The sequence below is a fragment of the Achromobacter sp. JCM 18799 genome (assembly GCF_055395645.1).
Map to the genome: position 1 here is coordinate 4,839,864 of NZ_AP043866.1, position 23,983 is coordinate 4,863,846.

The following is a 23,983-nucleotide window of genomic DNA, read 5'->3' on the forward strand; positions in this document are numbered from 1 at the left end:
AATGGATCTCAAGCTCCTGAACGACCAAGGTCAGGCCGCTGCTACGTTCAGCGCACCCGACACCATCTTCGGCCGTGACTTCAACGAAGCGCTGATTCATCAGATCGTGGTGGCTTTCCAAGCCAACGCCCGTTCGGGTAACCGCGCTCAGAAGGATCGCACTGAAGTCAAGCACTCGACCAAGAAGCCCTGGCGCCAGAAGGGTACCGGCCGCGCACGCGCTGGTATGACTTCGTCGCCGCTGTGGCGTGGCGGTGGTCGGATTTTCCCGAACTCGCCCGAAGAGAACTTCAGCCAGAAGGTCAACAAGAAGATGTACCGCGCCGGGATCCGTTCGATCCTGTCGCAGCTCGCTCGCGAAGACCGCATCGCCGTCGTCGAATCGTTTGATCTGGCATCGCCCAAGACCAAGGACGCAGCTGCCAAGCTGAAGAGCCTGGGCCTGGACTCGGTCCTGATCATCACCGACAGCGTTGATGAAAATGTTTACCTCGCCACCCGCAACCTGCCGCACGTTGCTGTTGTCGAGCCCCGTTATGCCGATCCGTTGTCGCTGGTCCACTACAAGAAAGTGCTGATCACCAAGCCGGCCATCGCTCAACTCGAGGAGATGCTGGGATGAACGCTGAACGCTTGATGCAAGTCATTCTGGCCCCGATCGTGACCGAAAAGGCCACCTTCGTTGCCGAGAAGAATCAGCAAGTCGCTTTCCGTGTCGTGGCTGACGCTACCAAGCCGGAAATCAAGGCTGCCGTCGAACTGCTCTTCAAGGTGCAGGTCGAGTCCGTGCAGGTCCTCAACCGTAAGGGCAAAGTCAAGCGCTTTGGCCGATTCGTTGGCCGTCGTCGCAATGAGCGCAAGGCTTACGTGTCGCTCAAGGACGGCCAGGAAATCGACTTTGCGGAGGTGAAGTAAATGGCCCTCGTAAAAGTTAAGCCGACTTCGGCTGGCCGCCGTGGCATGGTGAAGGTTGTCAGCCCGAACCTGCACAAGGGTGAGCCCTACGCGCCGCTGCTGGAAAAGAAGACCCGTGGTTCTGGCCGTAACAACAACGGTCACATCACGATCCGTCATCGTGGCGGTGGCCACAAGCAGCACTACCGCGTCGTCGACTTCCGTCGCGACAAGGATGGCATCCCGGCAAAGGTCGAGCGTCTGGAATATGACCCCAACCGTACGGCGCACATCGCTCTGCTGTGCTACGCCGACGGCGAACGTCGTTACATCATCGCTCCGCGCGGTCTGGAAGTTGGCGCCACGCTGCTGTCGGGCGTCGAAGCCCCGATCCGCGCTGGCAACACGCTGCCGATCCGCAACATCCCGGTGGGTACGACGATTCACTGCGTCGAAATGCTGCCTGGCAAGGGTGCTCAGATGGTCCGTTCGGCCGGCGCTTCCGCCGTCCTGCTGGCTCGCGAAGGCATCTACGCTCAAGTGCGTCTGCGCTCGGGTGAAGTCCGCCGTGTGCACATCGAATGCCGCGCCACCATCGGTGAAGTCGGTAACGAAGAACACAGCCTGCGCCAAATCGGCAAGGCCGGTGCAATGCGTTGGCGCGGTGTCCGCCCGACGGTTCGTGGCGTTGCCATGAACCCGGTGGATCACCCGCACGGTGGCGGCGAAGGCCGTACCGGCGAAGCACGCGAACCGGTCAGCCCGTGGGGCACTCCGGCGAAGGGTTTCAAGACCCGTCGCAACAAGCGGACGAACAATATGATCGTCCAACGGCGCAAGCGCAAGTAAGAGGCGAACACTATGTCACGTTCGATCAAGAAAGGCCCGTTTGTCGATGCTCACCTGATCAAAAAGGTGGACACGGCCGTCGCGGGCAAAGACAAGAAGCCGATCAAGACCTGGTCGCGTCGCTCCACGATCCTGCCCGAGTTCATCGGTCTGACGATCGCTGTGCACAACGGCAAGCAGCACGTTCCCGTTTACATCAACGAGAACATGGTCGGTCACAAGCTGGGCGAGTTCGCGCTGACCCGTACGTTCAAGGGTCACGCCGCGGACAAGAAGGCGAAGAGGTAAGCGATGGAAACTACTGCCATTATCCGTGGGGTTCACATCTCCGCTCAAAAGACCCGACTGGTTGCGGACCTGATCCGCGGCAAGTCCGTCTCGCAAGCGCTGAACATCCTCACCTTCTCGCCGAAGAAGGCGGCCGCCATCCTGAAGAAGGCTGTCGAATCCGCCATCGCCAACGCCGAGCACAATGACGGCGCCGACATCGACGAACTGAAAGTCACCACGATCTTCGTGGACAAGGCTCAGTCGATGAAGCGCTTCTCCGCTCGCGCCAAGGGCCGCGGCAACCGTATCGAGAAGCAGACCTGCCACATCACGGTCAAGGTCGGAGCTTAAGGAGTCACGATGGGTCAGAAAATTCACCCCACTGGGTTCCGTCTCGCGGTCACCCGTAATTGGTCCTCGCGTTGGTTCGCCGACGACAAGGCCTTCGGCTCGATGCTGGCCGAAGACATTCGCGTTCGCGAGTACCTGAAGAAGAAGCTCAAGAGCGCCTCCGTCGGTCGCGTGATCATCGAGCGTCCCGCCAAGAATGCCCGCATCACCGTCTACTCGGCTCGTCCGGGCGTGGTGATCGGCAAGCGCGGCGAAGACATCGAAAGCCTGAAGGCTGATCTGCAGCGTCTGATGGGCGTGCCCGTGCACGTCAACATCGAAGAAATCCGCAAGCCGGAAACCGATGCTCAACTGATCGCCGACTCGATCTCGCAACAGCTCGAGAAGCGCATCATGTTCCGTCGCGCCATGAAGCGCGCGATGCAGAACGCCATGCGTCTGGGTGCCCAAGGCATCAAGATCATGAGCTCGGGCCGTCTGAACGGTATCGAAATTGCTCGCACCGAGTGGTATCGCGAAGGCCGTGTGCCGCTGCACACCCTGAAGGCCAACATCGACTACGGCACCTCCGAAGCCCACACGACCTATGGCGTGATCGGCATCAAGGTCTGGGTCTACAAGGGCGACATGCTGGCCAACGGCGAATTGCCGCCGGAAACCGCTGCCCCGCGCGAAGAAGAACGTCGTCCGCGCCGCGCTCCGCGTGGTGATCGTCCGGACGGTGCTCGCACCGGTCGTCCGGGTGGTCGTGGTCGTGGTGGTCCCCGCAAGGCGGACGCTGCTCCGGCGCCTGAAGGAGAATAACCATGCTGCAACCCTCTCGCAGAAAGTATCGCAAAGAGCAGAAGGGCCGCAACACCGGTCTGGCGACCCGTGGTACCCACGTGTCGTTCGGCGAATTCGGTCTGAAGGCCACCGGCCGTGGCCGTCTGACCGCTCGCCAGATCGAAGCTGCTCGTCGTGCCATCAATCGTCACATCAAGCGTGGCGGCCGCATCTGGATTCGCATTTTCCCGGATAAGCCCATCTCGCAGAAGCCTGCCGAAGTCCGTATGGGTAACGGTAAGGGCAACCCGGAGTACTGGGTCGCTGAAATTCAGCCCGGCAAGGTGCTCTACGAAATGGAAGGGGTTAGCGAAGAGCTCGCGCGTGAAGCTTTCCGCCTGGCCGCTGCCAAGCTGCCGATTTCGACCACGTTCGTCGCGCGTCATATCGGTGCTTAAGGAGTACTAACATGAAAGCTAGCGAACTCCGTTCGAAAGATGCCGCCGAGCTCGGCAAAGAGCTCGAAAGCCTGCTGAAGGCACAATTCGGTCTGCGTATGCAGAAGGCCACGCAGCAACTGGCCAACACCAGCCAGCTGCGCAACGTGCGTCGCGACATCGCGCGCGTTCGTACCTTGCTGACCGAGAAGGCAGGGAAATAAAGATGAGCGAAACTCAAAACACCCAAGTGGCCAAGCGCCAGCGCACGCTGGTTGGCAAGGTCGTCAGCAACAAGATGGACAAGACTGTCGTCGTGCTCGTTGAGCGCCGCGTCAAGCACCCCATCTTCGGCAAGATCATCATGCGTTCCGCGAAGTACAAGGCGCACGATGAATCGAACCAGTACAACGAAGGCGATACGGTTGAAATCGCTGAAGGCCGTCCCATCTCGCGCTCGAAGTCGTGGCGCGTGGTGCGTCTGGTTGAAGCCGCACGTATCATCTAAGTAAAGCAGTACATCGGAACGGCGCGCCGTTCTGATATAAGACGGCAAGGGATCAAACCCTTGCCGTTTTTTTTCGTCCGAACTTTCGGCTTTTGAATTCAGGGATCAGGACACCATGCGCGGTTTCATGAACGCGGCCCGGCTTGGCTTGTTGATGGCTTGCGCCTGGACGTTACCGGCTGCGGCGCAGACGCGGCCGGATCCGGCGCCGTCGCAGGACCCGGCTGTCCTGGGGCGGGCCTTGCTCGATGCCGGTCCCGACGCCCGGGTGCGCCTGGATGGCCAGTCGCTCGATCACGCGGCCATGTTCGGGACCGAGGACGCAAACGAGCAGGCGTTGCTGGACCAGGAACGCGCCATCGCGCAACGCAGGGAGCAGATGCGGGTGCTGGAAAAGCTGCTCAGCGAGAAGCCGGCGGCCGACCCGCATCCGCCGGCGATGATTCCTTTGAAGCCTGGCGTCGACATGACCATGCCCAGCCTGGCGCCGGCGCCATCCGGTTCGCAACTGAACCGGGGAACCCTGGACACGCGCCGAAGTCTGGACGACATGCAGCGCCGTGTCGACGCCCTGCGGCGCGAGGCCGATACGCTGAGTCAGCGCGGCCGCTGATCGGACCCCGCCTTAGCGGCGCGCCGCGAGCTCGCGCAACCGTCCCGCGATGCCCGTGGGGAAGTAGTACACCGACACCACGAACAGGATCCCCAGCCACAACAGCCAGCGGTCCGGCTCGAACAGCAGCGCCAACGGCGCCACGCCCGACACCGCGTCGTGGATCACGTGCAGGCCGTCCTGCAGATAGCTCTGCGCGAACACGAAGAGGCTGGCGCCCACCACGGCGCCGTACATGGTGCCCATGCCGCCGATCACCAGCATCAGCAGGATGTTGAGCATGATCTCGAACGACAGCGAGGTATCCGGTCCGTTGTAGCGCAGCCAGAGCGCGTACATGGCGCCCGCCAGCGTGGCGAAGGCTGCGGCCAGCAGATTGGACAGGCTGCGATACAGCACCGTACGGTAGCCGATGGCTTCGGCGCGGAACGGGTTCTCGCGTATGGCCTGCAGCACCCGGCCGAACGGCGAATTGACGATGCGCAGCAACAGCAGGAACAGCACCACGCAGACCACGGCGATCAGGTAATAGGTGATGACGCGGCCGTCCACCGTCACGCCGAAGATCTGCTCCGAGAAAGGCCGGAAGGCCGGCCGCAGCATCTGCGGCACCTTGAAGTTCAGGCCATCCTCGCCACCCGTCAGATCGGACAATTGCGACACCAGCGTCTGGAACGCCGCGGCGACGGCCAGCGTGATCATGGCGTAGAAGATCGCGCGCACGCGCAGGCTGGCCAGGCCGATCAGCAGGGCGAAGGCCAGTGAAACCACCAGGCCGCCGCCCAGGCCCGCGAACACCGCGGTCCAACCCGGTTCCATGCGGATGCTGGCGATCGCCACGCCATACGCGCCGATGCCGAAGAACATGGTGTGCGCGAAGCTGACGATGCCGGTGTATCCCAGCAGCAGGTCATAGCTGGCGACCAGGATCACGAACACCAGGATCTTCGCGGCCACCGCCAGCGATTTGGGGCCGGGAAACAGAAAGGGTGCGGCGGCCAGCAGGGCCACGATGGCGATTAGCGCCATGGCCAGCAGCGTGCTGCGCGGAGGGTCGCCGGAAAGCAGGCGTACGGACATGTCGGCAGTTCCTAGCGATTCGTGACCGGATACACGCCCTGCGGCCGCCACAACAGGATGGCGACCATCAGCGCAATGTTCGAGAACAGGGCGGCCTTGGGCAAGAGGAAGCCGGTGTAGTTGGCCATCAGCCCAACCAGCAAGGCGCCGATCAGGCAGCCCACGGTCGACCCCAGGCCGCCGATCATGATGACGATGAAGATCAGCACGTTCACCTGCGCGCCCAGCTGCGGCACGACGGATTGCTGGTACATGCCCCACAGCACACCGCCCAGTCCCGCCAGCATCGAGCCGGCCACGAACACGCCGACGAACAGATGACGGATGCGGTAGCCCAGGCTTTCCACCATCTCGCGGTCCTCGACGCCAGCGCGGATCAGAAGGCCCAGCTTGGTGCGGTTGAGCAACCACAGCATGCCGCCCAGCACCAGCAGGCCGGTCAGCAGGGCGACGATGCGGAACTTCTCGATGGCGGCATCGCCCAGCAGGAACGCGCCGCGCAGCGCCTCGGGCAGCGGCAGGGAAATCGTCTGCGGACCCCACAGCATCTTGATGATCTCTTCGCCGATGATCATGCCGCCCATGGTGATGAGGATCTGCTTCAGATGCTGGCCGTAGACGGGGCGCACGATGACGCGTTCGAACGCCAGGCCCACGGCGCCCGCGACCAGCATGCCTACGATCATGGCGGGCAGCACCGCGCCCAGGTTGATCCACAGGCTGCCCGACTGCGTCCAGTCGGCCATGGAGCCCAGCACGGTCGCGGCCATGTATGCGCCGATGGCGATGAAGAGGCCGTGGCCGAAGTTCAGCACGTCCATCAGGCCGAACACCAGCGTCATGCCCGAGGCCACGATGAAGATGATCATGCCCATGGCCAGCCCCGCCAGGGTCAGGGTGACCCAGGTGGAGAAGGATCCGACCAGGGGCAGGGCCAGCGCGGCCAGGGCCAGCACCAGGAGGACAGGACGCAGGTCCGCGCGTACGCGCGGCAGCGGGGTATCGAGTTCGAGCGTGCTCATTGGTGGCTTCCCAGCGACAGGCCCAAGAGGCGCGTCTGTAGTTCGTCGTCCGCGGCCAGTTCGGCCATGCCGCCCGCGTGGACGACGCGGCCGTTGTCCATCACGGCGACGTGATCGCCGACCAGGCGCGCGAAGTTGAAGTTCTGCTCGACCAGCAGGATGGTGGTGGACGCCTGCTTCAGTTCGATGAAGGCGTCGATCATGTTCTGGATGATGGCGGGCGCCAGGCCTTTGCTCGGCTCATCCACCAGCAGCAGCCGGCGCGGCTCGATGATGGCGCGCGCCACGGCCAGCATCTGCTTCTGCCCGCCCGACAACTTGCCGGCGGGATGCAGCCAGAACTTCTTCAATGCAGGAAAGAAACCGAAGATCCATTCCAGCCGCGCCGTATCCAACTGGTTGGCATTCCTGGCCTGGCGCGCCGCCAGCAGGATGTTCTCCTTCACGGACAGGTCGGCGAAGATGCCCATGTTCTCCGGCACGTAAGCCATGCCCATGCGCGCCATGTCGGGCGGCGAGGTGCGCGTGCCGGGGCCGCCGACGGGCGCGCCGTCAAAGCTCACCTGGCCTTGCGACGCCCGCCACAACCCCATGATGGTGCGCAGCGTGGTGGTCTTGCCGGCGCCGTTGCGGCCCAGCAGCATGGTCACGGCCGCGGGCGCGACGGCCAGATCCACGCCGTGCAGGATGTGGTACGCGCCGATATGCGTATGCACGTTCTTCAGTTCCAGCAGCGCTTGCGTCATGCCGCCTTCTCCACTGGACTCACGCCCAGATAGGCCTGCTGCACGATGGGCGAGGCGATCACCGTCGCCGGGTCGCCGTCGGCCATCAGCTGGCCGTTGTGCAGCACCACGATGCGGTCCGCCAGTTCCCGCACCACGTCCATCTTGTGCTCCACGAGCAAGATCGTCTTCGACGGATCATTCTTGAGTTCGCGGATCAGTTCCAGCACGACGGGCACGTCGTCCACGCTCATGCCTGCCGTGGGTTCATCGAACATGAAGACCTGCGGTTCCAGCGCGATCAGCATGGCGATCTCCAGCTTGCGCTGGTCGCCGTGCGGCAAGTCGGCGGCAGACTGGTCACGGCGCGCAGACAGGCGGGTGCGTTCCAGCAGCGCGTCGGCGCGTTCGATCAGGCCGCGGTCGTCGCTCCAGGTGCGCCAGAACCGGATCTGGCGCCAGCCCATGCCTTGCTGGCGCGATTGCAGGGCCAGGCGTACGTTCTCATGCACGCTCAGGCGCGGAAACAGCTGGGTCAGCTGGAAGGCTCGGCCCAGCCCCGCATGCATGCGCGCGGGCGCGGCCAGCGGCGTCAGGTCGCGCCCGTTCAGGCGCACCGTGCCGGCGCTGGCGCGCAGCTGGCCGGAGATCAGGTTGAAGTAGGTGGTCTTGCCCGCGCCGTTCGGGCCGACGATGGCGGTCAAGGTGCCAGGCGCAAAGCTGCAGCTGACTTCATTGACCGCCACGTGTCCGCCGAAACGGATCGTGAGCGATTGGGTTTCCAGCATGGATGGGCAGCGCGCTCAGCGTTTGTTCTGAATCGGCACCGACATCTGGTCCGGCGTGATTTCCTTGACCAGGTCCTGCACGGCCCACGGCACCGACGGATCATTCTTGATGCGGAAGTGGTACATGGACTGCATGGCCTGGTGGTCTTCGGGACGGAAGGTCATCTTGCCCTTGGGCGTCTCGAAGCTCATGCCTTCCATGGCCTTGATCATCGTGTCGGTATCGGAATTGCCGTTGGTCTTGGCCAGCGCGGTGGCGATCGCGATGCCCGAGGCCATGCCGCCCGCGGTGAAGAAGTCCGGCGGCTGGCCGTAACGCTTCTGGTGTTCGGCCACCAGCCAGTCGTTGATCGGATTCTTGGGAATGCCATAGTAGTAATAGGTGGCGCCTTCCATGCCGGCCAGCGATTTCAGCGGCGTCATCGCGGCCAGCGTGTTGCCGCCGGTGGCGATCTCGATGCCGAAGCGCTTGGGATCCAGATCGGCGATCTTGAACGGATTGCCCGCGCCCGCCCACAGGATGAAGATGATCTTGCGGCCCGGCTTGTCCTTGAGCGCATCGAACAGGCGCTGCGCGCCAGCCGTGAAGTCGGTGGCGTTGGCCGGCAGGTATTCCTCGTGCACGATCTTGGCGTTCTTCAAGGCGCCCTTGAACGCCTTTACGCCGTCGCGGCCGAAGGCATAGTCCTGCGCCAGCATGGCGATCGACGTGCCGGCCTGGTCGAAGGCGACCGCATTGGCGATGGCGTCCTGCGACGAGTTGCGGCCGGTGCGGAAGATGTACTTGTTCCACTTGTCGCCGGTGATCGAATCCGCCACGGCAGGCTCGACCAGCAGGATCTTTTCGTATTCCTCGGCGATGGGCAGCATGGCCAGCGCGACGCCGGACGAGGTGGGGCCGACGGCGATGTCGGCGTTGTCGTCCGCATAGGCCGAGGCCAGCTGGGCGCGCGCCACGTCGGGCTTGCCCTGGTTGTCCTTTTCGATCACGCGGATCTTGCGCCCGGCGACCGTCATGGTGCCTTGCGTCGCATATTCCAGCCCCAGCATCAGGCCGTTCTGAGTTTGCTTGGCGTAGGCCTCCAGCGGACCGGTCTTGTCGTAGACGTGGGCCACGACGAAGTCTTTCGCCGCGATGGCGGAATTCATGCAGAGGCCGGCGAGCGCGGCGAGCAGGACGCGTTTCATGGGAGTCTCCTGTTATTGGGGGCGGTCAGCCGCCGTGTGATCCGGCGTGGCAAGGAATAGGCGGATGGCGTCGATCTGGGGAGCGACGTTCAGGGCGGGGGCGTGGCCGCAATCGGGGAAGTCGATGCGTTGCGCGCGCGGCCCGCGGCGGGTCATGGCGTCGGCGACCTCGGGCAGCAGCAGGTCCGAATCGGCGCCGCGCAGCAGCAGCAGCGGCATGCGCAGCGAGTCGTAGCCGCTCCAGCGGTCGTAGTCGGCGGGATGGTCGTTGAACTGGCCGACGATGGCCGGGTCATAGTGCAGTGTGATCCGGCCGTCCGGCAGCCGGCGTACGGATGTTTCGGCCATCCGGCGCCATTGTTCGTCGCTTTGCCAGCCGTAGGGCTTGTAGGCGACGCGCAGCCAGGCTTCCAGCTCCGTGACCGTATCGAAGGCCGGCGGCGCGCCGACATAGGCCACGATGCGGTCGATCGCGGCCTGCGGCAGTTCGGGCCCGATGTCGTTGACGACCAGGTGCGAGATCCGGTCGCGCAAAGTGGTGGCGGCAGCATGCATGCCGGTGGCGCCGCCCATGGACGTCCCCACCCAGCGCACGCGGTCCAGCGACAGCCCGTCCGCCAGGGCGCGGGCCAGCGTTGCATAGAAGTCCAGCTGGTACTCGGCGACCGGGTCGGGGCTCCATTGCGACAGGCCCCGGCCGATCGCGTCCGGACAGATGATGCGGTAGTCGCCGGCGAGCGCTTGCGCCAGATCGTCGAAGTCGCGGCCGGTGCGTGCCAGCCCATGCCACATGATGATGGGGGGCGCGTCCGCCGCGCCCCATTCGGTGTAATGCAGCTCGCGGCCTGCGCAGCGCAAATAGCGCGAAGCCGGCGCGTGGCGGCCGGCTGGTGCGGGCGCTGGTGCCATGAGTCTCCTCCCGGGTTGTCCAGGTTGTGTGCTTATCGGGCTGAATATAGACTTGCGCCAAGCGCGCCTTCAAGGCGCCAGACGCCCCGCAGCAGGGTGAGTCAAGAATATGTAGACGCAGGATCACGAGCGCCCGGCCGCGGCGCAGGCGTCCAAGGAGACCGAACCATGTCCGATACGGAATTCGCCATTTCGGCCAGCGCTGGCGCTGACCGGCGCGACGAATGGCGCGCGGCGTTGTCGCACGCGTTCGGTCCCTTCGAGGTGCATGGCGGCGGGCCCGACAGCTTCGCCGGACATGTGCGCTATGCGCGGCGGGGCAGCCTGCAGTTCAACGATCTCCATTACCAGGGGCAGAAGCTGGAGCGCACCGCCGGCAACGTGTCGCGCCTGGATCAGGAGTTCTATACCTTTGGTCTGCCGCTGGCGGGACCCCTGGCCGTGCAGCAGCAGGGGCGAGAGTTCCAGGTCGAACCCGGCTGCGTCTATCTGATGAACCAGAGCCTGCCCTACCAGGCCACGGCGCAGGGCGCGGCGGGCTACCGCAGCCTGAGCGTGTCCTTTCCGCGCAGTGCGCTGTTGCAGCGCGATTCCCGCGTCGGCGCTTTCTACAAGCTGCGCGTCGATGACGGTTCGCCGCGAGGCGCCTTGCTGGCCAGCTACATGGACCACTTGTTCAAAGGGGTGGACGGCTGGTCGGATGTCGAAGCGGCGGAACTGGGCGAACGCCTGATCGACCTGATCGTGCTGTTCCTGGTGCAGTCAGGCCAGGGGCAGGTGTCGGAGTCGGACAGCAGCGTCACGCTGGCGCACCGGCAGCGCGCGCTGGCCTACATTCGCCAGCATCTGGCGGATCCGGCCCTGTCGCCGCAGCAGGTGGCGCAGGGCTGCGGCTTGTCGGTGGCCTATCTGCACCGCATCGCGCGTGCGGGCGGCCTGTCGGTGGAATCCTTCATCTTCGACCAGCGGCTCGACAAGTGCCGCGAACTGTTGTTGAACCCGCAGCACAGCCACCGCAGCATTGCCGAACTGGCCTATCAGGTGGGCTTCTCGCACCCCTCGCATTTCAGCCGCCTGTTCAAGCGCCGCTTCGGCATGACGCCGCGCGACTTGCGGGCAAGTTCCTGAGCGGCCTTCTGCCGCGAACTGGCCGGCCCGGTTCCCCCGGCGTGAGGCATAAAAAAAGCCCCGCAGAAAATCCTGCGGGGCTTTTTTGTCACTGCCAGGTCAGATGTGCGTAATGAATTTCGTGACCAGGTAGCCGTCGAACGTTTCCAGGCCGCCTTCGCTGCCGATGCCGCTGTCCTTGATGCCGCCGAAGGGCGTCTCGGCCAGGGCGCTGCCGAAGTGGTTGATGTTGACCATGCCGGCTTCCAGGCCGTTGGAGACCTTGGTGGCCGTCTGCAGCGAGTTCGTGAACACGTAGGACGACAGGCCGAAGGGCAGGCTGTTGGCGCGGCGCAGCACTTTATCGGTATCCGTGAAGCGGACCACCGGCGCGACCGGGCCGAAGGGCTCCTCGGTCATCAGCATGGAGTTGTCGGGCACTTCGGTCACGACCGTGGGGGCGAAGAAGAAGCCCTTGCGGTCCAGCGGGCCGCCGCCGACCACCACCTTGCCGCCGTGCTTCTTGGCGTCGTCGATGAAGGCGCTCATGGCGGGGACGCGGCGCTCGTGCGCCAGCGGACCCATGTCGGTACCGGCTTCCAGGCCGTCGCCGACCTTGATGTTCTTCAGCACTTCCGAGAAGCGCGCGAGGAACTGCTCGTAGGCGCCGTTCTGGACATAGAAGCGGGTCGGCGACACGCACACCTGGCCGGCGTTGCGGATCTTGAACTTGGCCAGCATGGTGGCGGCGCGGTCGATGTCGGCGTCGTCGAACACCAGCACGGGCGAGTGGCCGCCCAGTTCCATGGTGACGCGCTTCATGTGGGCGCCGGCCAGCGCGGCCAGCTGCTTGCCCACCGGCACGGAGCCGGTGAACGACACCTTGCGCACGATGGGCGAGCGGATCAGGTAGTCGGAGATCTTGGCGGGTTCGCCCCAGACGATGTTCAGGCAGCCCTTGGGCAGGCCGGCGTCGTGGAACATGCGGGCAATGGCCATGACGGCGCTGGGCGAGTCCTCGGGGCCCTTCAGCACCACCGTGCAGCCGGCGCCGATGGCGGCGGCGATCTTGCGGATGGCCTGGTTGTACGGGAAGTTCCAGGGCGTGAAGGCAGCGCAGACGCCTATCGGTTCGCGCACCACGATCTGGCGCACGTCAGGATTGCGCGGCGGGACCACGCGGCCGTAGATGCGGCGGCATTCCTCGGCGTGCCAGTCGGCGTGTTCGGCGCAGGAGGTGACTTCGCCCACGGCTTCCGCCAGCGGCTTGCCCTGGTCCAGCGTCATGTTGCGGCCGATTTCCTGGGCGCGTTCGCGCGACAGCGTCGCGACCTTGCGCAGGATGGCCGAGCGGTCCATGGGAGAGGATTTCTTCCACGACTCGAACGCGCGCTGGGCGGCGGCTAGCGCCCGATCCAGATCCGCTTCGGTGGCGTGGGGCAGCTGGCCGAGAACTTCCAGCGTGGCCGGGTTGATGACGTCCTGGGTGCGCCTGCCCTCTCCGGCGACGAATTCGCCGTCGATATACAGCGCCAACTGTTCATACATGCCTGTCTTCCCTTGCGAAATAGGAGTGGATAGCGATCACTGTCGCCCACGCCAGTCTAAACCAGCTTGTCGGCGGCGGGGAGGGCCAATGCCCGGCCGCGCATTGGAGCCAATATGTCGGCGCAAGTCTTGCGTGCGCGCGCCGGCATGGACAAAATGGTGCATCTTTGGCTGTCTATCGGGCTAATTATTGTGCAACCCGTCGATGCGCGTCCGCCCAGCAAGCCCAGTTTCTACTCGCGCGTCTTTTTCCGCTTCATAGACTGGTTGCGCAACCGCATCGCCCAGGCCTCGCTGGTCGGCGACCGTCCCATTTTCGACAACAGCCAGTTCCCCTGGGTCGCCGCGCTCGAGGCAGAGGCGCCCGCCATCCGCGCCGAGCTGGCCGGCCTGCTCTCCGAGCGCCAGCATCTGCCCGCCTTCCATGAGATCTCCCCCGACGTGGGCCAGATCACCTCGGACGATCAATGGAAGACCTTCGTCTTCATGGGCTACGGCTTGCGCTCCGAGCGCAATCTGGCGCGCTGCCCGGCGACCGCCCGGGCGCTGCAGGGAATCCCTGGTATCCGTACGGCGTTCTTCTCCATCCTGGAGGCCGGCAAGCGCATCCCCCTGCACACGGGTCCGTACAACGGCGTCCTGCGCCTGCACCTGGGACTGGTGGTGCCGGAACCGGCCGAGCAATGCTGGATCGAGGTCGGAGGTGAGCGTTACAGTTGGCGGGAAGGGCGGGCGGTGGTGTTCGACGACCTCTACCCGCATCAGGTCCACAACGACACCGCCGGACTGCGCGCCGTGCTCTTCGTGGACTTCGAGCGCCCCTGCCGCGTTCCGGTAAAATGGCTCAACCGCCTGGTGCTCATGGCCGCTCCGTTCACGGACGAGATCCGTCGCGGCAAGGCCAACCACGATGCCTGGGAAAAGGGCTACTACCGCCAGAAATAGGGGGCAGATAGCCTCGGTCCACCCCGGTCACGGGGAAAGCGTGGCTTTTGTGGGTTATCCACACAAAGTGCTTGCGCTCAAAAATTAACCACGTTAGAATTATCAGCTTTCCCAGATTGTCGATCGAGTTGGCCCGCGCCTATGCAGGTTAGCCCGACGTGTTGGGGGAATACCCGCAGGATTTCAACCCAGGGTCGTTGCGTTGCCAACCAGTTGCGTGAGTAGGGCGAAAGCTCCAGACATGCCAACACTAAAGCAGGGCGGCAGACCTGACGGGACCAAAACTGGCAGGAATTGCAGTGTTCCCTTGTTGGGAAAACCGTATTTCCAGTTAAGTTGGAACAGGAAAAATCATGATCCAAATGCAGACCACGCTGGATGTGGCCGATAACACTGGTGCGCGTCATGTCATGTGCATTAAGGTGCTCGGTGGCTCCAAGCGCCGTTATGCCGGTATCGGCGACATCATCAAGGTGAGCGTCAAAGATGCGGCTCCGCGCGGACGCGTCAAGAAAGGCGAAATTTACAATGCCGTGGTGGTTCGTACCGCCAAGGGCGTGCGCCGTAAAGACGGTTCGCTGATTCGTTTCGGTGGCAATGCCGCCGTGTTGCTCAACGCCAAGCTGGAGCCCATCGGCACCCGCATCTTCGGACCCGTTACGCGTGAACTGCGTACCGAGAAGTTCATGAAGATCGTGTCGTTGGCCCCGGAAGTGCTGTAAGGAGCCCTACGATGAACAACATTCGTAAAGGCGACGAAGTCATCGTCCTGACCGGCCGCGACAAGAAGCGTCGCGGTACCGTGCTGGCGCGCGTCGATGCCGACCACGTTCTGGTCGAAGGCGTCAACGTCGTCAAGAAGCACGTGAAAGCCAACCCGATGGCTAACAACCCGGGCGGGATTGTCGAAAAGACCATGCCGATTCACATCTCGAACGTCGCGCTGTTCAACCCGGCCACCGGCCGCGGCGACCGCGTGGGCGTGCAAGAAGTCGAAGGCCGCAAGGTTCGCGTGTTCCGTTCCAATGGTGCCGTTGTCGGCGCCAAGGCGTAAGGGGCGATAGACATGTCTCGTTTGCAAGATCTCTACAAGAGCAAGGTCGCTGCCGACCTGCAAGCCAAGTTTGGCTACAAGAGCACGATGGAAGTGCCGCGCATCACCAAGATCACCCTGAACATGGGTGTGTCGGAAGCGGTGTCGGACAAGAAAGTCATTGAGCACGCTGTTGGCGACCTGACCAAGATCGCCGGCCAGAAGCCCGTCGTGACGAAGACCAAGAAGGCTATCGCCGGGTTCAAGATCCGCGAAAACTACCCGATCGGTTGCATGGTCACGCTGCGCGGTCAACGCATGTACGAATTCCTGGATCGCCTGGTGGCGGTTGCGCTGCCTCGCGTGCGCGACTTCCGCGGCATCTCGGGTCGTGCGTTCGACGGCCGTGGCAACTACAACATCGGGGTGAAAGAGCAGATCATTTTCCCCGAAATCGAGTACGACAAGATCGACGCGCTGCGTGGGCTGAACATCAGCATCACCACCACCGCGAAGACCGACGAAGAAGCCAAGGCGCTGTTGACGGCCTTCAGCTTCCCGTTCCGTAACTAAGGGGCTGATGACGTGGCTAAACTTTCCCTCATCAATCGCGACATCAAGCGCGCCAAGCTGGCTGACAAGTTCGCCGCCAAGCGCGCTGAGTTGAAGGCGATCATCGACGACCAGTCGAAGACCGACGAAGAACGTTACCAAGCTCGGCTCAAGCTGCAACAGCTGCCGCGCAATGCCAACCCGACGCGTCAACGTAACCGTTGCGTGGTCACCGGTCGTCCGCGCGGCGTGTTCCGCAAGTTCGGCCTGACGCGCCACAAACTGCGTGAAATGGCGATGAAGGGTGAAATCCCCGGCATCACCAAGGCCAGCTGGTAGGAGAAACAATATGAGCATGAGCGATCCCATCGCCGATATGCTGACCCGCATTCGCAATGCGCAGCAAGTGGACAAAGTTACGGTGAGCATGCCCTCCTCGAAGCTGAAGGCGGCCATTGCCGCTGTGCTGAAGGACGAAGGCTACATCGACAGCTTTGAAATCAAGGGCACCCAGGCCAAGCCTGAGCTCGAGATCACCCTGAAGTACTACGCTGGCCGTCCGGTCATCGAGCGCATCGAACGCGTTTCGCGCCCCGGTCTGCGTATCTACAAGGGCCGTACCAGCATTCCTCAGGTCATGAACGGCCTGGGCGTGGCTATCGTTTCGACCTCGCGCGGCGTCATGACCGACCGTAAGGCTCGCGCCAACGGCGTCGGCGGCGAAGTGCTGTGCTACGTGGCCTAAGGAGAAATTCGAATGTCACGTATCGCTAAGTATCCGGTCGAACTGCCCAAGGGTGTTGAAGCCAACATCCAGCAGGATCAGATCACCGTCAAGGGCCCGCTGGGCTCCCTGACCCAAGCCCTGACCGGCGACGTCACGATTGCGTTGGACAATGGCAAGCTCACGTTTGCCGCCGCCAACGACAGCCGTCACGCCAACGCCATGTCGGGTACCGTGCGCGCTCTGGTGGCCAACATGGTCACGGGCGTGAGCAAGGGCTTCGAGCGCAAGCTGACCCTGGTCGGCGTGGGTTACCGCGCATCGATCCAAGGCGACGCCGTTAAGCTGCAGCTCGGTTTCTCGCACGACGTTTTGCACCAGTTGCCGGCCGGTATCAAGGCCGAGTGCCCGACCCAGACGGAAATCGTCATCAAGGGCGCCAACAAGCAAGTCGTCGGTCAGATGGCCGCTGAAATCCGCGCGTACCGCGAACCCGAACCCTACAAGGGCAAGGGCGTGCGTTACTCGGACGAACGCGTCGTCATCAAAGAAACCAAGAAGAAATAACGGCGCACGCAAGGACGAATCATGGACAAAAAAGTTTCCCGTTTGCGTCGTGCGGTTCCGACCCGCCGGAAGATCAACGAGCTGCGCGTTCATCGCCTCTCGATTTTCCGCTCGAACCAGCACATCTACGCCAACATCATTTCGCCGGAAGGCGATCGCGTTCTGGTCAGCGCCTCGACGGTCGAAGCCGAAGTGCGCGCGCAACTGGCCGGCCAAACCGGCCAGGGCGGCAACAAAGCCGCTGCGTCGCTGGTTGGCAAGCGCGTGGCCGAAAAGGCCAAGGCTGCCGGTATCGAACTGGTCGCTTTCGATCGCTCGGGCTTTCGTTACCATGGCCGCGTGAAAGCGCTGGCCGATGCCGCGCGTGAAGCCGGCCTGAAGTTCTAAGCGAGGATCTGTCAAATGGCTAAAGTACAAGGCAAGAACGCCGCGGAAAAAGAGAACGATGACGGCCTCCGCGAAAAGATGATCGCGGTCAACCGCGTGAGCAAAGTGGTCAAGGGTGGTCGCACCATGAGCTTTGCCGCGCTGACCGTGGTTGGCGATGGCGATGGCCGCATCGGCATGGGTAAGGGCAAGGCGCGTGAAGTGCCGGTGTCCGTTCAGAAGGCTATGGAACAGGCCCGTCGCGGCATGTTCAAGGTCGCTCTGAAGAACGGCACGCTGCACCACACCGTGGTTGGCAAGCATGGCGCCGCTACCGTGCTGATCTCGCCCGCTGCTGAAGGTACCGGCGTTATCGCCGGCGGCCCGATGCGCGCTATTTTTGATGTGATGGGTGTGCGTAACGTGGTTGCCAAGAGCCTGGGCTCGAGCAACCCCTACAACATGGTTCGCGCCACGTTGAACGGCCTGCGCGCCTCCATGACCCCGGCTGATGTTGCTGCCAAGCGCGGCAAGTCGGTCGAAGAAATCCTGGGGTAAATCATGGCTCAGAAGCAGATCAAAGTGACCCTCGTGCGCTCGGTGATCGGTACCAAGCAATCGCACCGTGACACGGTTCGCGGTTTGGGCTTGGGCCGTATCAACAGCAGCCGCGTGCTGGTCGATACGCCCGAGGTGCGTGGGATGATCCGTAAGGTGGATTATCTCGTTTCCGTCTCGGAAGCCTAAGGAATCACCATGTCGGATATGCAACTTAATTCGCTGAAGCCCGCCGAGGGCAGCAAGCACGCCAAGCGCCGCGTCGGCCGTGGCATCGGTTCGGGTCTGGGTAAGACCGCCGGCCGTGGTCACAAGGGTCAGAAGTCGCGTTCGGGCGGTTTCCATAAGGTTGGCTTCGAAGGCGGTCAAATGCCGCTGCAGCGTCGTCTGCCCAAGCGTGGTTTCACCCCGCTCGGCCAGCACCTGTACGCCGAAGTCCGTCTGTCGGACCTGCAAGCCCTGCCCATCGACGAAGTCGACGTGCAAGTGCTGAAGGCCGCTGGCGTGATTGGCCAGGCGGTTCGTTTCGCCAAGGTCATCAAGTCGGGTGAACTCTCGCGCAAGGTCGTGCTCAAGGGCATTACCGCGACGGCCGGCGCTCGCGCCGCCATCGAAGCCGCGGGCGGCTCGCTTGCTTGATCACGAGGTGACGAGTGGCTAACGCGCAGGCATTGGGCAAAACCGGAGCACGGTACGGCGATCTGAAGCGCCGCCTCGTGTTCCTGGTGCTCGCCCTGGTGGTTTACCGTTTGGGTACACACATCCCCGTGCCGGGCATCAACCCGGATGCGCTGGCGGACTTGTTCCGTCAGAACCAGGGCGGGATCCTGGGCCTGTTCAACATGTTCTCGGGCGGGGCGCTCTCGCGCTTCTCGATTTTTGCCCTGGGGATCATGCCGTACATTTCGGCATCCATCATCATGCAGCTGATGTCTGTGGTGGTGCCGTCGCTGGAATCGCTCAAGAAAGAGGGCGAAGCCGGCCGTCGGAAGATCACCCAATACACCCGCTACGGCACGGTCGTGCTGGCGCTGGTGCAGGCTGTGGGCATTTCGGTAGCGTTGGAGTCCCAGCAGGGACTGGTGATCGATCCGGGCATGCTGTTCCGCTTTACGACCGTCGTGACCTTGGTCACCGGCACCATGTTCGTCATGTGGCTGGGTGAGCAAATCACGGAACGTGGTCTGGGCAACGGGATTTCCATCCTGATCTTCGCAGGTATCGTTGCGGGTCTGCCCGCGGCGCTGGCTGCACTGTTGGACCTGGTCCGCACCAACTCGATGTCCGTGCTTTCGGCACTGTTCATCGTGGCTCTGGTGGTGCTGGTTACCGCTTTTGTGGTGTTCGTGGAACGCGGACAGCGCAAGATCACGGTGAACTACGCCAAGCGTCAGGTCGGCAACAAGGTCTACGGTGGTCAAAGCTCGCATTTGCCGCTGAAGCTGAACATGGCAGGGGTGATTCCGCCGATCTTCGCATCGTCGATCATTCTGTTCCCGGCCACGATCACGAGCTGGTTCTCCAGCAGTGAGAACATGCGCTGGCTTAGCGACCTGGCTGCGGCCCTGTCGCCTCGTCAACCGCTCTACATCACGCTGTACTCGGTCGCGATTATTTTCTTCTGCTTTTTCTACACGGCTCTGGTGTTCAACAGCCGCGAAACGGCGGACAACCTGAAGAAGAGTGGTGCGTTTGTTCCGGGCATCCGTCCGGGCGAACAAACAGCGCGCTACATCGACAAGATCCTGATGCGTCTGACGCTCGCAGGTGCCATCTACATCACGTTGGTGTGCCTGTTGCCGGAATTCTTGGTGATGCGCTGGAACGTTCCCTTCTACTTCGGTGGTACGTCCCTGTTGATTATTGTGGTGGTGACGATGGATTTCATGGCGCAGGTTCAGGCCTACATGATGTCTCACCAGTACGACTCGTTGCTCAAGAAGGCTAACTTCAAGGGCGCGGGTTTGCCGATGCGGTAAGCAAAAGAATGTCCAAGGACGACGTCATTCAGATGCAAGGCGAGGTTCTTGAGAACCTCCCGAACGCGACATTTCGCGTCAAGCTCGAAAACGGCCACGTGGTGTTGGGCCATATTTCCGGCAAGATGCGTATGCATTACATCCGGATCCTGCCGGGTGACAAGGTCACAGTGGAGCTCACGCCCTATGATCTGACGCGAGCCAGGATAGTTTTCCGCTCCAAATGAGCGGAACCGGATTACGGAAAATTAGGAGTCAACCATGAAAGTAATGGCATCGGTTAAGCGGATCTGCCGCAACTGCAAAGTTATCAAACGTCACGGCGTGGTGCGCGTTATCTGCACCGACCCGCGTCACAAGCAGCGTCAAGGCTAACTCGGGTTAGCGACTACGCAACAGATTTATTCAAGGAATAGTCATGGCCCGTATTGCTGGCATTAACATCCCGCCGCAACAGCACGCCGAGATCGGACTGACCGCCATTTTTGGCATCGGTCGTACGCGCGCTCGCAAGATTTGCGAAGCGGCAAACGTACCCTTTGACAAGAAGGTCAAGGATCTGAACGACGCTGAATTGGAACGCGTCCGCGAACATGTTGGTCTGTTCACGGTTGAAGGCGACCTGCGTCGTGAAGTACAGCTCTCGATCAAGCGTTTGATCGACCTGGGAACCTACCGCGGTATGCGTCACAAGCGCGGTTTGCCCGTGCGCGGCCAGCGCACTCGCACCAACGCCCGGACCCGCAAGGGCCCGCGTCGTGCTGCTGCGTCCCTGAAGAAATAATCGAGGAACTGGATTATGGCGAAAGCTTCCACCAGCGGCGCTTCGCGCGTGCGCAAAAAGGTCAAGAAGAACGTCTCGGACGGCATCGCGCACGTTCACGCTTCGTTCAACAACACCATCATCACCATCACCGATCGTCAGGGCAACGCGCTGTCGTGGGCCACGTCGGGCGGTGCTGGTTTCAAGGGCTCGCGCAAGTCGACCCCGTTCGCCGCGCAGGTCGCTGCTGAAACGGCTGGCCGCGTCGCGCTGGAGTACGGCATCAAGACGCTGGAAGTGCGTATCAAGGGCCCCGGTCCTGGTCGCGAATCGTCGGTCCGCGCTCTGAACGCGCTGGGCATCAAGATTTCGTCCATCGCCGACATCACGCCCGTTCCGCACAACGGCTGCCGTCCGCCGAAGCGTCGTCGTATCTAAAGGGAATCCACATGGCTCGTTATACTGGACCCAAATGCAAGCTCTCGCGTCGCGAGGGTACTGATCTGTTCCTGAAGAGCGCCCGCCGCTCGCTGGATTCCAAGTGCAAGCTGGATTCCAAGCCTGGCCAACACGGCCGCACTTCGGGTGCCCGCACTTCCGACTACGGTCTGCAACTGCGCGAAAAGCAAAAGCTCAAGCGCATGTACGGCGTGCTGGAAAAGCAATTCCGCAAGTACTTCGCTGAAGCCGAGCGTCGCCGTGGCAACACCGGCGAAACGCTGATCCAGCTGCTGGAATCGCGCCTGGACAACGTCGTCTACCGCATGGGCTTCGGCTCGACCCGCGCCGAAGCTCGCCAGCTGGTGAGCCACCGCGCCATCGAACTGAACGGCCACACGGCTGACATCGCTTCGATGCTGGTCAAGGCTGGCGACGTCGTGTCGGTCCGCGAAAAGGCCAAGAAGCAAGGCCGCATCAAGGAATCGCTCGACCTGGCCACCAGCATCGGCATCCCCCAGTGGGTGGAAGTCGATACGACCAAGTTGACCGGTACGTTCAAGTCGGCCCCCGATCGCGCTGACGTCGCTCGCGACATCAACGAATCGATGGTCGTCGAACTGTACTCGCGTTAATCAGGCCTGCCGGCGCTACCTTCGCAAGGCGCCGGCGAGCTGGTCTCGCGACCCGTTTGCACGTCCCGCAGCAGCCCGCTTTTCGCCTTCAGGCGGAGCGGGCTTTGCGGTAAGTATCGGCCGGTGTTTTTCGCATCGTCCGCGTTTCAAGTTTCACCCTGTCCATCAGCCTTATCGGTGTAACGAGCCGAGGGTATTGAAAAGGAACACAGTAAATGTCCACTCAAGGTTTCCTGAAGCCGCGCTCCATTGAAGTCGAACCGGTCGGCACGCACCATGCCAAGATCGTGATGGAGCCGTTCGAGCGTGGCTACGGTCACACGCTGGGCAACGCCCTGCGCCGCATCCTGCTGTCTTCGATGACCGGCTACGCGCCGACCGAAGTCCAGATGACGGGCGTGGTGCACGAATACTCGACCATCCCGGGCGTTCGCGAAGATGTCGTCGACATCCTGCTGAACCTGAAGGGCGTGGTCTTCAAGCTGCACAATCGCGACGAAGTGACCCTGGTTCTGCGCAAGACCGGCGCGGGCACCGTGCTGGCCAGCGACATCGAGCTGCCGCACGACGTCGAGATCATCAACCCCGGCCATGCCATCTGCAATCTGACGGACGCAGGCAAGCTGGAAATGCAGATCAAGGTTGAAAAGGGCCGCGGCTACGTGCCGGGCAACGTGCGCGCGCTGTCGGAAGACCGCACCCACACCATCGGCCGCATCGTTCTGGACGCTTCGTTCAGCCCGGTCCGCCGCGTGAGCTACGCGGTCGAAAGCGCCCGTGTGGAACAGCGTACCGACCTGGACAAGCTGGTCCTGGACATCGAAACCAACGGCGTGATCTCGCCCGAGGAAGCGGTGCGCCAGTCGGCCCGCATCCTGATGGACCAGATCTCGGTCTTCGCCGCCCTGGAAGGCGCTGGCGACTCGTACGAAGCCCCGGTCCGCGGCACGCCGCAGATCGATCCGGTGCTGCTGCGCCCGGTCGACGACCTGGAACTGACCGTGCGTTCGGCCAACTGCCTGAAGGCCGAAAACATCTACTACATCGGCGACCTGATCCAGCGTACCGAAAACGAGCTGCTCAAGACCCCGAACCTTGGTCGCAAGTCGCTCAACGAGATCAAGGAAGTCCTGGCCGCACGCGGCCTGACGCTGGGCATGAAGCTCGAAAACTGGCCCCCCCTGGGCCTGGAGCGTCCCTGAGTCTTGAAAGGGTGCCGCCTCTGGAAAGAGGCGGTTCCCGCAGGCAGCCGGCCTTGCGCCGGCCAGTTTGCGAAACCGTCGTAAAATGCACCGTTTTCTACCGGACCGCGGCCTGATTGCAGGTTGATAGAAGAGCCGGCAACCCGATGGCTGACGCCATCTTTAGATTCAAAGGAAACTTATCATGCGTCACGGTAATGGCTTGCGTAAGCTCAACCGCACCAGCAGTCACCGTCTTGCCATGTTCCGCAACATGGCCGTTTCGTTGATCACCCACGAAGCCATCAAGACCACGCTGCCGAAGGCGAAAGAATTGCGCCGCGTCATCGAACCCCTGATCACGCTGGGCAAGGAGCCCACGCTCGCGAACAAGCGTCTGGCTTTTGCCCGTCTGCGCGATCGCGATGCGGTGGTGAAGCTGTTCGCCGAAATCGGCCCGCGCTACGCGGCTCGTAACGGCGGCTACACCCGCGTGCTGAAGATGGGCTTCCGTCAAGGCGACAACGCTCCCATGGCTTTCATGGAACTGGTTGACCGTCCGGAAGTCGATGAAGCCGCTGAGGACAGCGCCGAATAATTTCGGTAGCTCGATAAGCGACAAGGGCGGGTCTTCGGACCCGCCCTTGTTTTTTGTGCGGCCGCCGCGCGTTACGAGGCGTGCAGCTCGCCGCGCAGTTGCGCGGCAGTCGCGGCCAGCGCCTCGGCTGCGGGCTGGGGCGGCATCTTGAAGGTCAGGTCCTGCTGCTCGATGTACTGGGTGGACGTGACGTCCTGCGGATGATGCATGGGGATGACGTGGGCGTGCGCATGTGCCACGTGGATGCCGGTGAAGGCGAAGCCCACGCGCTCGACGTCATACAGGCGCTTCATGTGGCGTCCGAGCTTCTGGCCCAGGTTGAGGATGCTGCCCGCCAAGTCGGCCGGCATGTCCTCGTAATAGGGATAGTGCTGCTTGGGGATGATGAGCACGTGCCCGGGGCGCACCGGGTGGATATCGAGAAAGGCCAGCAGGCGTTCGTCTTCGTGGATCACGTGCGCGGGGATTTCGTGACGGGCAATGCGGCAGAACAGGCAGTTATCGGACATGCGTGCCTCGGTGGGTGCGGGTGGCATGGCGGCGCGTTCTGGCCCGGCGGATCCGGACGATGGCCGCAATACCGATAAAAT

38 protein-coding genes are annotated in these 23,983 nt (G+C 62.7%); 30 read left to right on the forward strand and 8 right to left on the reverse strand.

Features of this window, described 5'->3' with window-relative positions:
• Position 1: 1 nt before the first annotated feature.
• From rplD to ACZ5YA_RS22830, 10 genes are all read left to right on the forward strand, one after another.
• A complete protein-coding gene (rplD, locus tag ACZ5YA_RS22785) occupies positions 2 to 622 on the forward strand; it encodes a 50S ribosomal protein L4 (protein WP_013397019.1) in 621 nt (206 codons plus the stop codon).
• A complete protein-coding gene (rplW, locus tag ACZ5YA_RS22790) occupies positions 619 to 915 on the forward strand; it encodes a 50S ribosomal protein L23 (RefSeq protein ID WP_006216557.1) in 297 nt (98 codons plus the stop codon). Before rplD ends, rplW begins: the two co-directional genes overlap by 4 nt.
• On the forward strand, positions 916 to 1,743 hold the full coding sequence (gene rplB / locus ACZ5YA_RS22795; protein ID WP_025136344.1) for a 50S ribosomal protein L2: 828 nt from the start codon (positions 916 to 918) through the stop codon (positions 1,741 to 1,743).
• A gap of 12 nt (positions 1,744 to 1,755) precedes the next feature.
• The gene (gene rpsS, locus ACZ5YA_RS22800; protein ID WP_006216555.1) at positions 1,756 to 2,031 is read left to right on the forward strand and encodes a 30S ribosomal protein S19; all 276 of its coding nucleotides are present in this window, start codon (positions 1,756 to 1,758) and stop codon (positions 2,029 to 2,031) included.
• Positions 2,032 to 2,034: 3 nt separating this feature from the next.
• Complete coding sequence (rplV, locus tag ACZ5YA_RS22805) at positions 2,035 to 2,364, forward strand: 50S ribosomal protein L22 (RefSeq protein ID WP_043541551.1); 330 nt, start codon at positions 2,035 to 2,037, stop codon at positions 2,362 to 2,364.
• A gap of 9 nt (positions 2,365 to 2,373) precedes the next feature.
• Positions 2,374 to 3,168, forward strand: coding sequence for a 30S ribosomal protein S3 (rpsC, locus tag ACZ5YA_RS22810; protein WP_042795906.1), 795 nt, complete (start codon positions 2,374 to 2,376; stop codon positions 3,166 to 3,168).
• A gap of 2 nt (positions 3,169 to 3,170) precedes the next feature.
• A complete protein-coding gene (gene rplP / locus ACZ5YA_RS22815) occupies positions 3,171 to 3,587 on the forward strand; it encodes a 50S ribosomal protein L16 (protein ID WP_006389610.1) in 417 nt (138 codons plus the stop codon).
• Positions 3,588 to 3,598: 11 nt separating this feature from the next.
• A complete protein-coding gene (gene rpmC, locus ACZ5YA_RS22820; RefSeq protein ID WP_003806912.1) occupies positions 3,599 to 3,790 on the forward strand; it encodes a 50S ribosomal protein L29 in 192 nt (63 codons plus the stop codon).
• A 2-nt stretch (positions 3,791 to 3,792) separates the two neighbouring features.
• Positions 3,793 to 4,074 (forward strand): 30S ribosomal protein S17, encoded by a 282-nt coding sequence (gene rpsQ, locus ACZ5YA_RS22825; protein ID WP_006216549.1) that lies wholly within the window; start codon positions 3,793 to 3,795, stop codon positions 4,072 to 4,074.
• A 115-nt stretch (positions 4,075 to 4,189) separates the two neighbouring features.
• Positions 4,190 to 4,687, forward strand: a complete 498-nt coding sequence (locus ACZ5YA_RS22830) for a hypothetical protein (protein ID WP_464091268.1) — start codon at positions 4,190 to 4,192, stop codon at positions 4,685 to 4,687.
• A 12-nt stretch (positions 4,688 to 4,699) separates the two neighbouring features.
• Here the strand turns inward: ACZ5YA_RS22830 and ACZ5YA_RS22835 are convergent, their stop codons facing one another.
• The 6 genes from ACZ5YA_RS22835 to ACZ5YA_RS22860 are packed head-to-tail and all read right to left on the reverse strand — an operon-like array spanning position 4,700 to position 10,399.
• Complete coding sequence (locus tag ACZ5YA_RS22835) at positions 4,700 to 5,767, reverse strand: branched-chain amino acid ABC transporter permease (protein ID WP_464091269.1); 1,068 nt, start codon at positions 5,765 to 5,767, stop codon at positions 4,700 to 4,702.
• Between the two features lie 11 nt (positions 5,768 to 5,778).
• On the reverse strand, positions 5,779 to 6,789 hold the full coding sequence (locus ACZ5YA_RS22840; RefSeq protein ID WP_059379394.1) for a branched-chain amino acid ABC transporter permease: 1,011 nt from the start codon (positions 6,787 to 6,789) through the stop codon (positions 5,779 to 5,781).
• Positions 6,786 to 7,535 carry an ABC transporter ATP-binding protein gene (locus tag ACZ5YA_RS22845; protein ID WP_464091270.1) on the reverse strand — a complete coding sequence of 250 codons (750 nt, stop codon included), beginning with the start codon at positions 7,533 to 7,535 and terminating at the stop codon, positions 6,786 to 6,788. Before ACZ5YA_RS22845 ends, ACZ5YA_RS22840 begins: the two co-directional genes overlap by 4 nt.
• Positions 7,532 to 8,302: an ABC transporter ATP-binding protein gene (locus ACZ5YA_RS22850; protein WP_059379396.1), complete on the reverse strand. Its 771-nt coding sequence runs from the start codon at positions 8,300 to 8,302 to the stop codon at positions 7,532 to 7,534. The genes ACZ5YA_RS22845 and ACZ5YA_RS22850 overlap by 4 nt, the downstream gene beginning before the upstream one ends.
• A gap of 15 nt (positions 8,303 to 8,317) precedes the next feature.
• On the reverse strand, positions 8,318 to 9,490 hold the full coding sequence (locus ACZ5YA_RS22855; protein WP_118933127.1) for a substrate-binding domain-containing protein: 1,173 nt from the start codon (positions 9,488 to 9,490) through the stop codon (positions 8,318 to 8,320).
• A 12-nt stretch (positions 9,491 to 9,502) separates the two neighbouring features.
• Positions 9,503 to 10,399: an alpha/beta fold hydrolase gene (locus tag ACZ5YA_RS22860; RefSeq protein ID WP_118933126.1), complete on the reverse strand. Its 897-nt coding sequence runs from the start codon at positions 10,397 to 10,399 to the stop codon at positions 9,503 to 9,505.
• Positions 10,400 to 10,567: 168 nt separating this feature from the next.
• On the opposite strand from ACZ5YA_RS22860, the gene ACZ5YA_RS22865 reads away from it, so the two are divergent.
• Positions 10,568 to 11,527, forward strand: a complete 960-nt coding sequence (locus ACZ5YA_RS22865) for an AraC-like ligand-binding domain-containing protein (protein ID WP_059379399.1) — start codon at positions 10,568 to 10,570, stop codon at positions 11,525 to 11,527.
• Between the two features lie 99 nt (positions 11,528 to 11,626).
• On the opposite strand, the gene ACZ5YA_RS22870 is transcribed toward ACZ5YA_RS22865, so the two are convergent.
• A complete protein-coding gene (locus ACZ5YA_RS22870) occupies positions 11,627 to 13,054 on the reverse strand; it encodes an NAD-dependent succinate-semialdehyde dehydrogenase (RefSeq protein WP_464091271.1) in 1,428 nt (475 codons plus the stop codon).
• Positions 13,055 to 13,201: 147 nt separating this feature from the next.
• On the opposite strand from ACZ5YA_RS22870, the gene ACZ5YA_RS22875 reads away from it, so the two are divergent.
• From ACZ5YA_RS22875 to rplQ, 19 genes are all read left to right on the forward strand, one after another.
• A complete protein-coding gene (locus ACZ5YA_RS22875; RefSeq protein WP_059379445.1) occupies positions 13,202 to 13,999 on the forward strand; it encodes an aspartyl/asparaginyl beta-hydroxylase domain-containing protein in 798 nt (265 codons plus the stop codon).
• Positions 14,000 to 14,352: 353 nt separating this feature from the next.
• Complete coding sequence (rplN, locus tag ACZ5YA_RS22880; RefSeq protein WP_006216531.1) at positions 14,353 to 14,721, forward strand: 50S ribosomal protein L14; 369 nt, start codon at positions 14,353 to 14,355, stop codon at positions 14,719 to 14,721.
• An 11-nt stretch (positions 14,722 to 14,732) separates the two neighbouring features.
• Positions 14,733 to 15,053, forward strand: coding sequence for a 50S ribosomal protein L24 (gene rplX, locus ACZ5YA_RS22885; protein ID WP_006389623.1), 321 nt, complete (start codon positions 14,733 to 14,735; stop codon positions 15,051 to 15,053).
• Positions 15,054 to 15,065: 12 nt separating this feature from the next.
• Positions 15,066 to 15,605 carry a 50S ribosomal protein L5 gene (rplE, locus tag ACZ5YA_RS22890; RefSeq protein WP_054457265.1) on the forward strand — a complete coding sequence of 180 codons (540 nt, stop codon included), beginning with the start codon at positions 15,066 to 15,068 and terminating at the stop codon, positions 15,603 to 15,605.
• 12 nt (positions 15,606 to 15,617) lie between these two features.
• Positions 15,618 to 15,923, forward strand: coding sequence for a 30S ribosomal protein S14 (rpsN, locus tag ACZ5YA_RS22895; protein WP_006216527.1), 306 nt, complete (start codon positions 15,618 to 15,620; stop codon positions 15,921 to 15,923).
• A 10-nt stretch (positions 15,924 to 15,933) separates the two neighbouring features.
• On the forward strand, positions 15,934 to 16,329 hold the full coding sequence (gene rpsH / locus ACZ5YA_RS22900; RefSeq protein ID WP_006216525.1) for a 30S ribosomal protein S8: 396 nt from the start codon (positions 15,934 to 15,936) through the stop codon (positions 16,327 to 16,329).
• A 12-nt stretch (positions 16,330 to 16,341) separates the two neighbouring features.
• On the forward strand, positions 16,342 to 16,875 hold the full coding sequence (rplF, locus tag ACZ5YA_RS22905; RefSeq protein WP_054457262.1) for a 50S ribosomal protein L6: 534 nt from the start codon (positions 16,342 to 16,344) through the stop codon (positions 16,873 to 16,875).
• A 21-nt stretch (positions 16,876 to 16,896) separates the two neighbouring features.
• Complete coding sequence (gene rplR, locus ACZ5YA_RS22910) at positions 16,897 to 17,262, forward strand: 50S ribosomal protein L18 (protein WP_013397004.1); 366 nt, start codon at positions 16,897 to 16,899, stop codon at positions 17,260 to 17,262.
• A 15-nt stretch (positions 17,263 to 17,277) separates the two neighbouring features.
• Complete coding sequence (rpsE, locus tag ACZ5YA_RS22915; RefSeq protein WP_013397003.1) at positions 17,278 to 17,799, forward strand: 30S ribosomal protein S5; 522 nt, start codon at positions 17,278 to 17,280, stop codon at positions 17,797 to 17,799.
• Positions 17,800 to 17,802: 3 nt separating this feature from the next.
• A complete protein-coding gene (gene rpmD / locus ACZ5YA_RS22920; protein ID WP_006216520.1) occupies positions 17,803 to 17,988 on the forward strand; it encodes a 50S ribosomal protein L30 in 186 nt (61 codons plus the stop codon).
• Between the two features lie 9 nt (positions 17,989 to 17,997).
• Entirely contained in the window at positions 17,998 to 18,438 is a 441-nt protein-coding gene (rplO, locus tag ACZ5YA_RS22925; protein ID WP_059379401.1) for a 50S ribosomal protein L15, read from the forward strand.
• Between the two features lie 14 nt (positions 18,439 to 18,452).
• Positions 18,453 to 19,778 (forward strand): preprotein translocase subunit SecY, encoded by a 1,326-nt coding sequence (secY, locus tag ACZ5YA_RS22930; RefSeq protein ID WP_013397001.1) that lies wholly within the window; start codon positions 18,453 to 18,455, stop codon positions 19,776 to 19,778.
• Between the two features lie 8 nt (positions 19,779 to 19,786).
• The gene (gene infA / locus ACZ5YA_RS22935; RefSeq protein WP_003806927.1) at positions 19,787 to 20,005 is read left to right on the forward strand and encodes a translation initiation factor IF-1; all 219 of its coding nucleotides are present in this window, start codon (positions 19,787 to 19,789) and stop codon (positions 20,003 to 20,005) included.
• Positions 20,006 to 20,039: 34 nt separating this feature from the next.
• Positions 20,040 to 20,153 (forward strand): 50S ribosomal protein L36, encoded by a 114-nt coding sequence (rpmJ, locus tag ACZ5YA_RS22940; RefSeq protein ID WP_003806928.1) that lies wholly within the window; start codon positions 20,040 to 20,042, stop codon positions 20,151 to 20,153.
• Between the two features lie 43 nt (positions 20,154 to 20,196).
• Positions 20,197 to 20,562, forward strand: a complete 366-nt coding sequence (gene rpsM / locus ACZ5YA_RS22945; RefSeq protein WP_006216517.1) for a 30S ribosomal protein S13 — start codon at positions 20,197 to 20,199, stop codon at positions 20,560 to 20,562.
• A 15-nt stretch (positions 20,563 to 20,577) separates the two neighbouring features.
• The gene (gene rpsK / locus ACZ5YA_RS22950) at positions 20,578 to 20,979 is read left to right on the forward strand and encodes a 30S ribosomal protein S11 (RefSeq protein ID WP_006216516.1); all 402 of its coding nucleotides are present in this window, start codon (positions 20,578 to 20,580) and stop codon (positions 20,977 to 20,979) included.
• A gap of 11 nt (positions 20,980 to 20,990) precedes the next feature.
• Positions 20,991 to 21,614 carry a 30S ribosomal protein S4 gene (gene rpsD, locus ACZ5YA_RS22955; protein ID WP_054457258.1) on the forward strand — a complete coding sequence of 208 codons (624 nt, stop codon included), beginning with the start codon at positions 20,991 to 20,993 and terminating at the stop codon, positions 21,612 to 21,614.
• 215 nt (positions 21,615 to 21,829) lie between these two features.
• Positions 21,830 to 22,816: a DNA-directed RNA polymerase subunit alpha gene (locus tag ACZ5YA_RS22960; RefSeq protein ID WP_006216514.1), complete on the forward strand. Its 987-nt coding sequence runs from the start codon at positions 21,830 to 21,832 to the stop codon at positions 22,814 to 22,816.
• A gap of 184 nt (positions 22,817 to 23,000) precedes the next feature.
• Entirely contained in the window at positions 23,001 to 23,393 is a 393-nt protein-coding gene (gene rplQ / locus ACZ5YA_RS22965; RefSeq protein ID WP_006389635.1) for a 50S ribosomal protein L17, read from the forward strand.
• Between the two features lie 71 nt (positions 23,394 to 23,464).
• Here the strand turns inward: rplQ and ACZ5YA_RS22970 are convergent, their stop codons facing one another.
• Positions 23,465 to 23,902 carry an HIT family protein gene (locus tag ACZ5YA_RS22970; RefSeq protein ID WP_059379403.1) on the reverse strand — a complete coding sequence of 146 codons (438 nt, stop codon included), beginning with the start codon at positions 23,900 to 23,902 and terminating at the stop codon, positions 23,465 to 23,467.
• Positions 23,903 to 23,983: the final 81 nt, after the last annotated feature.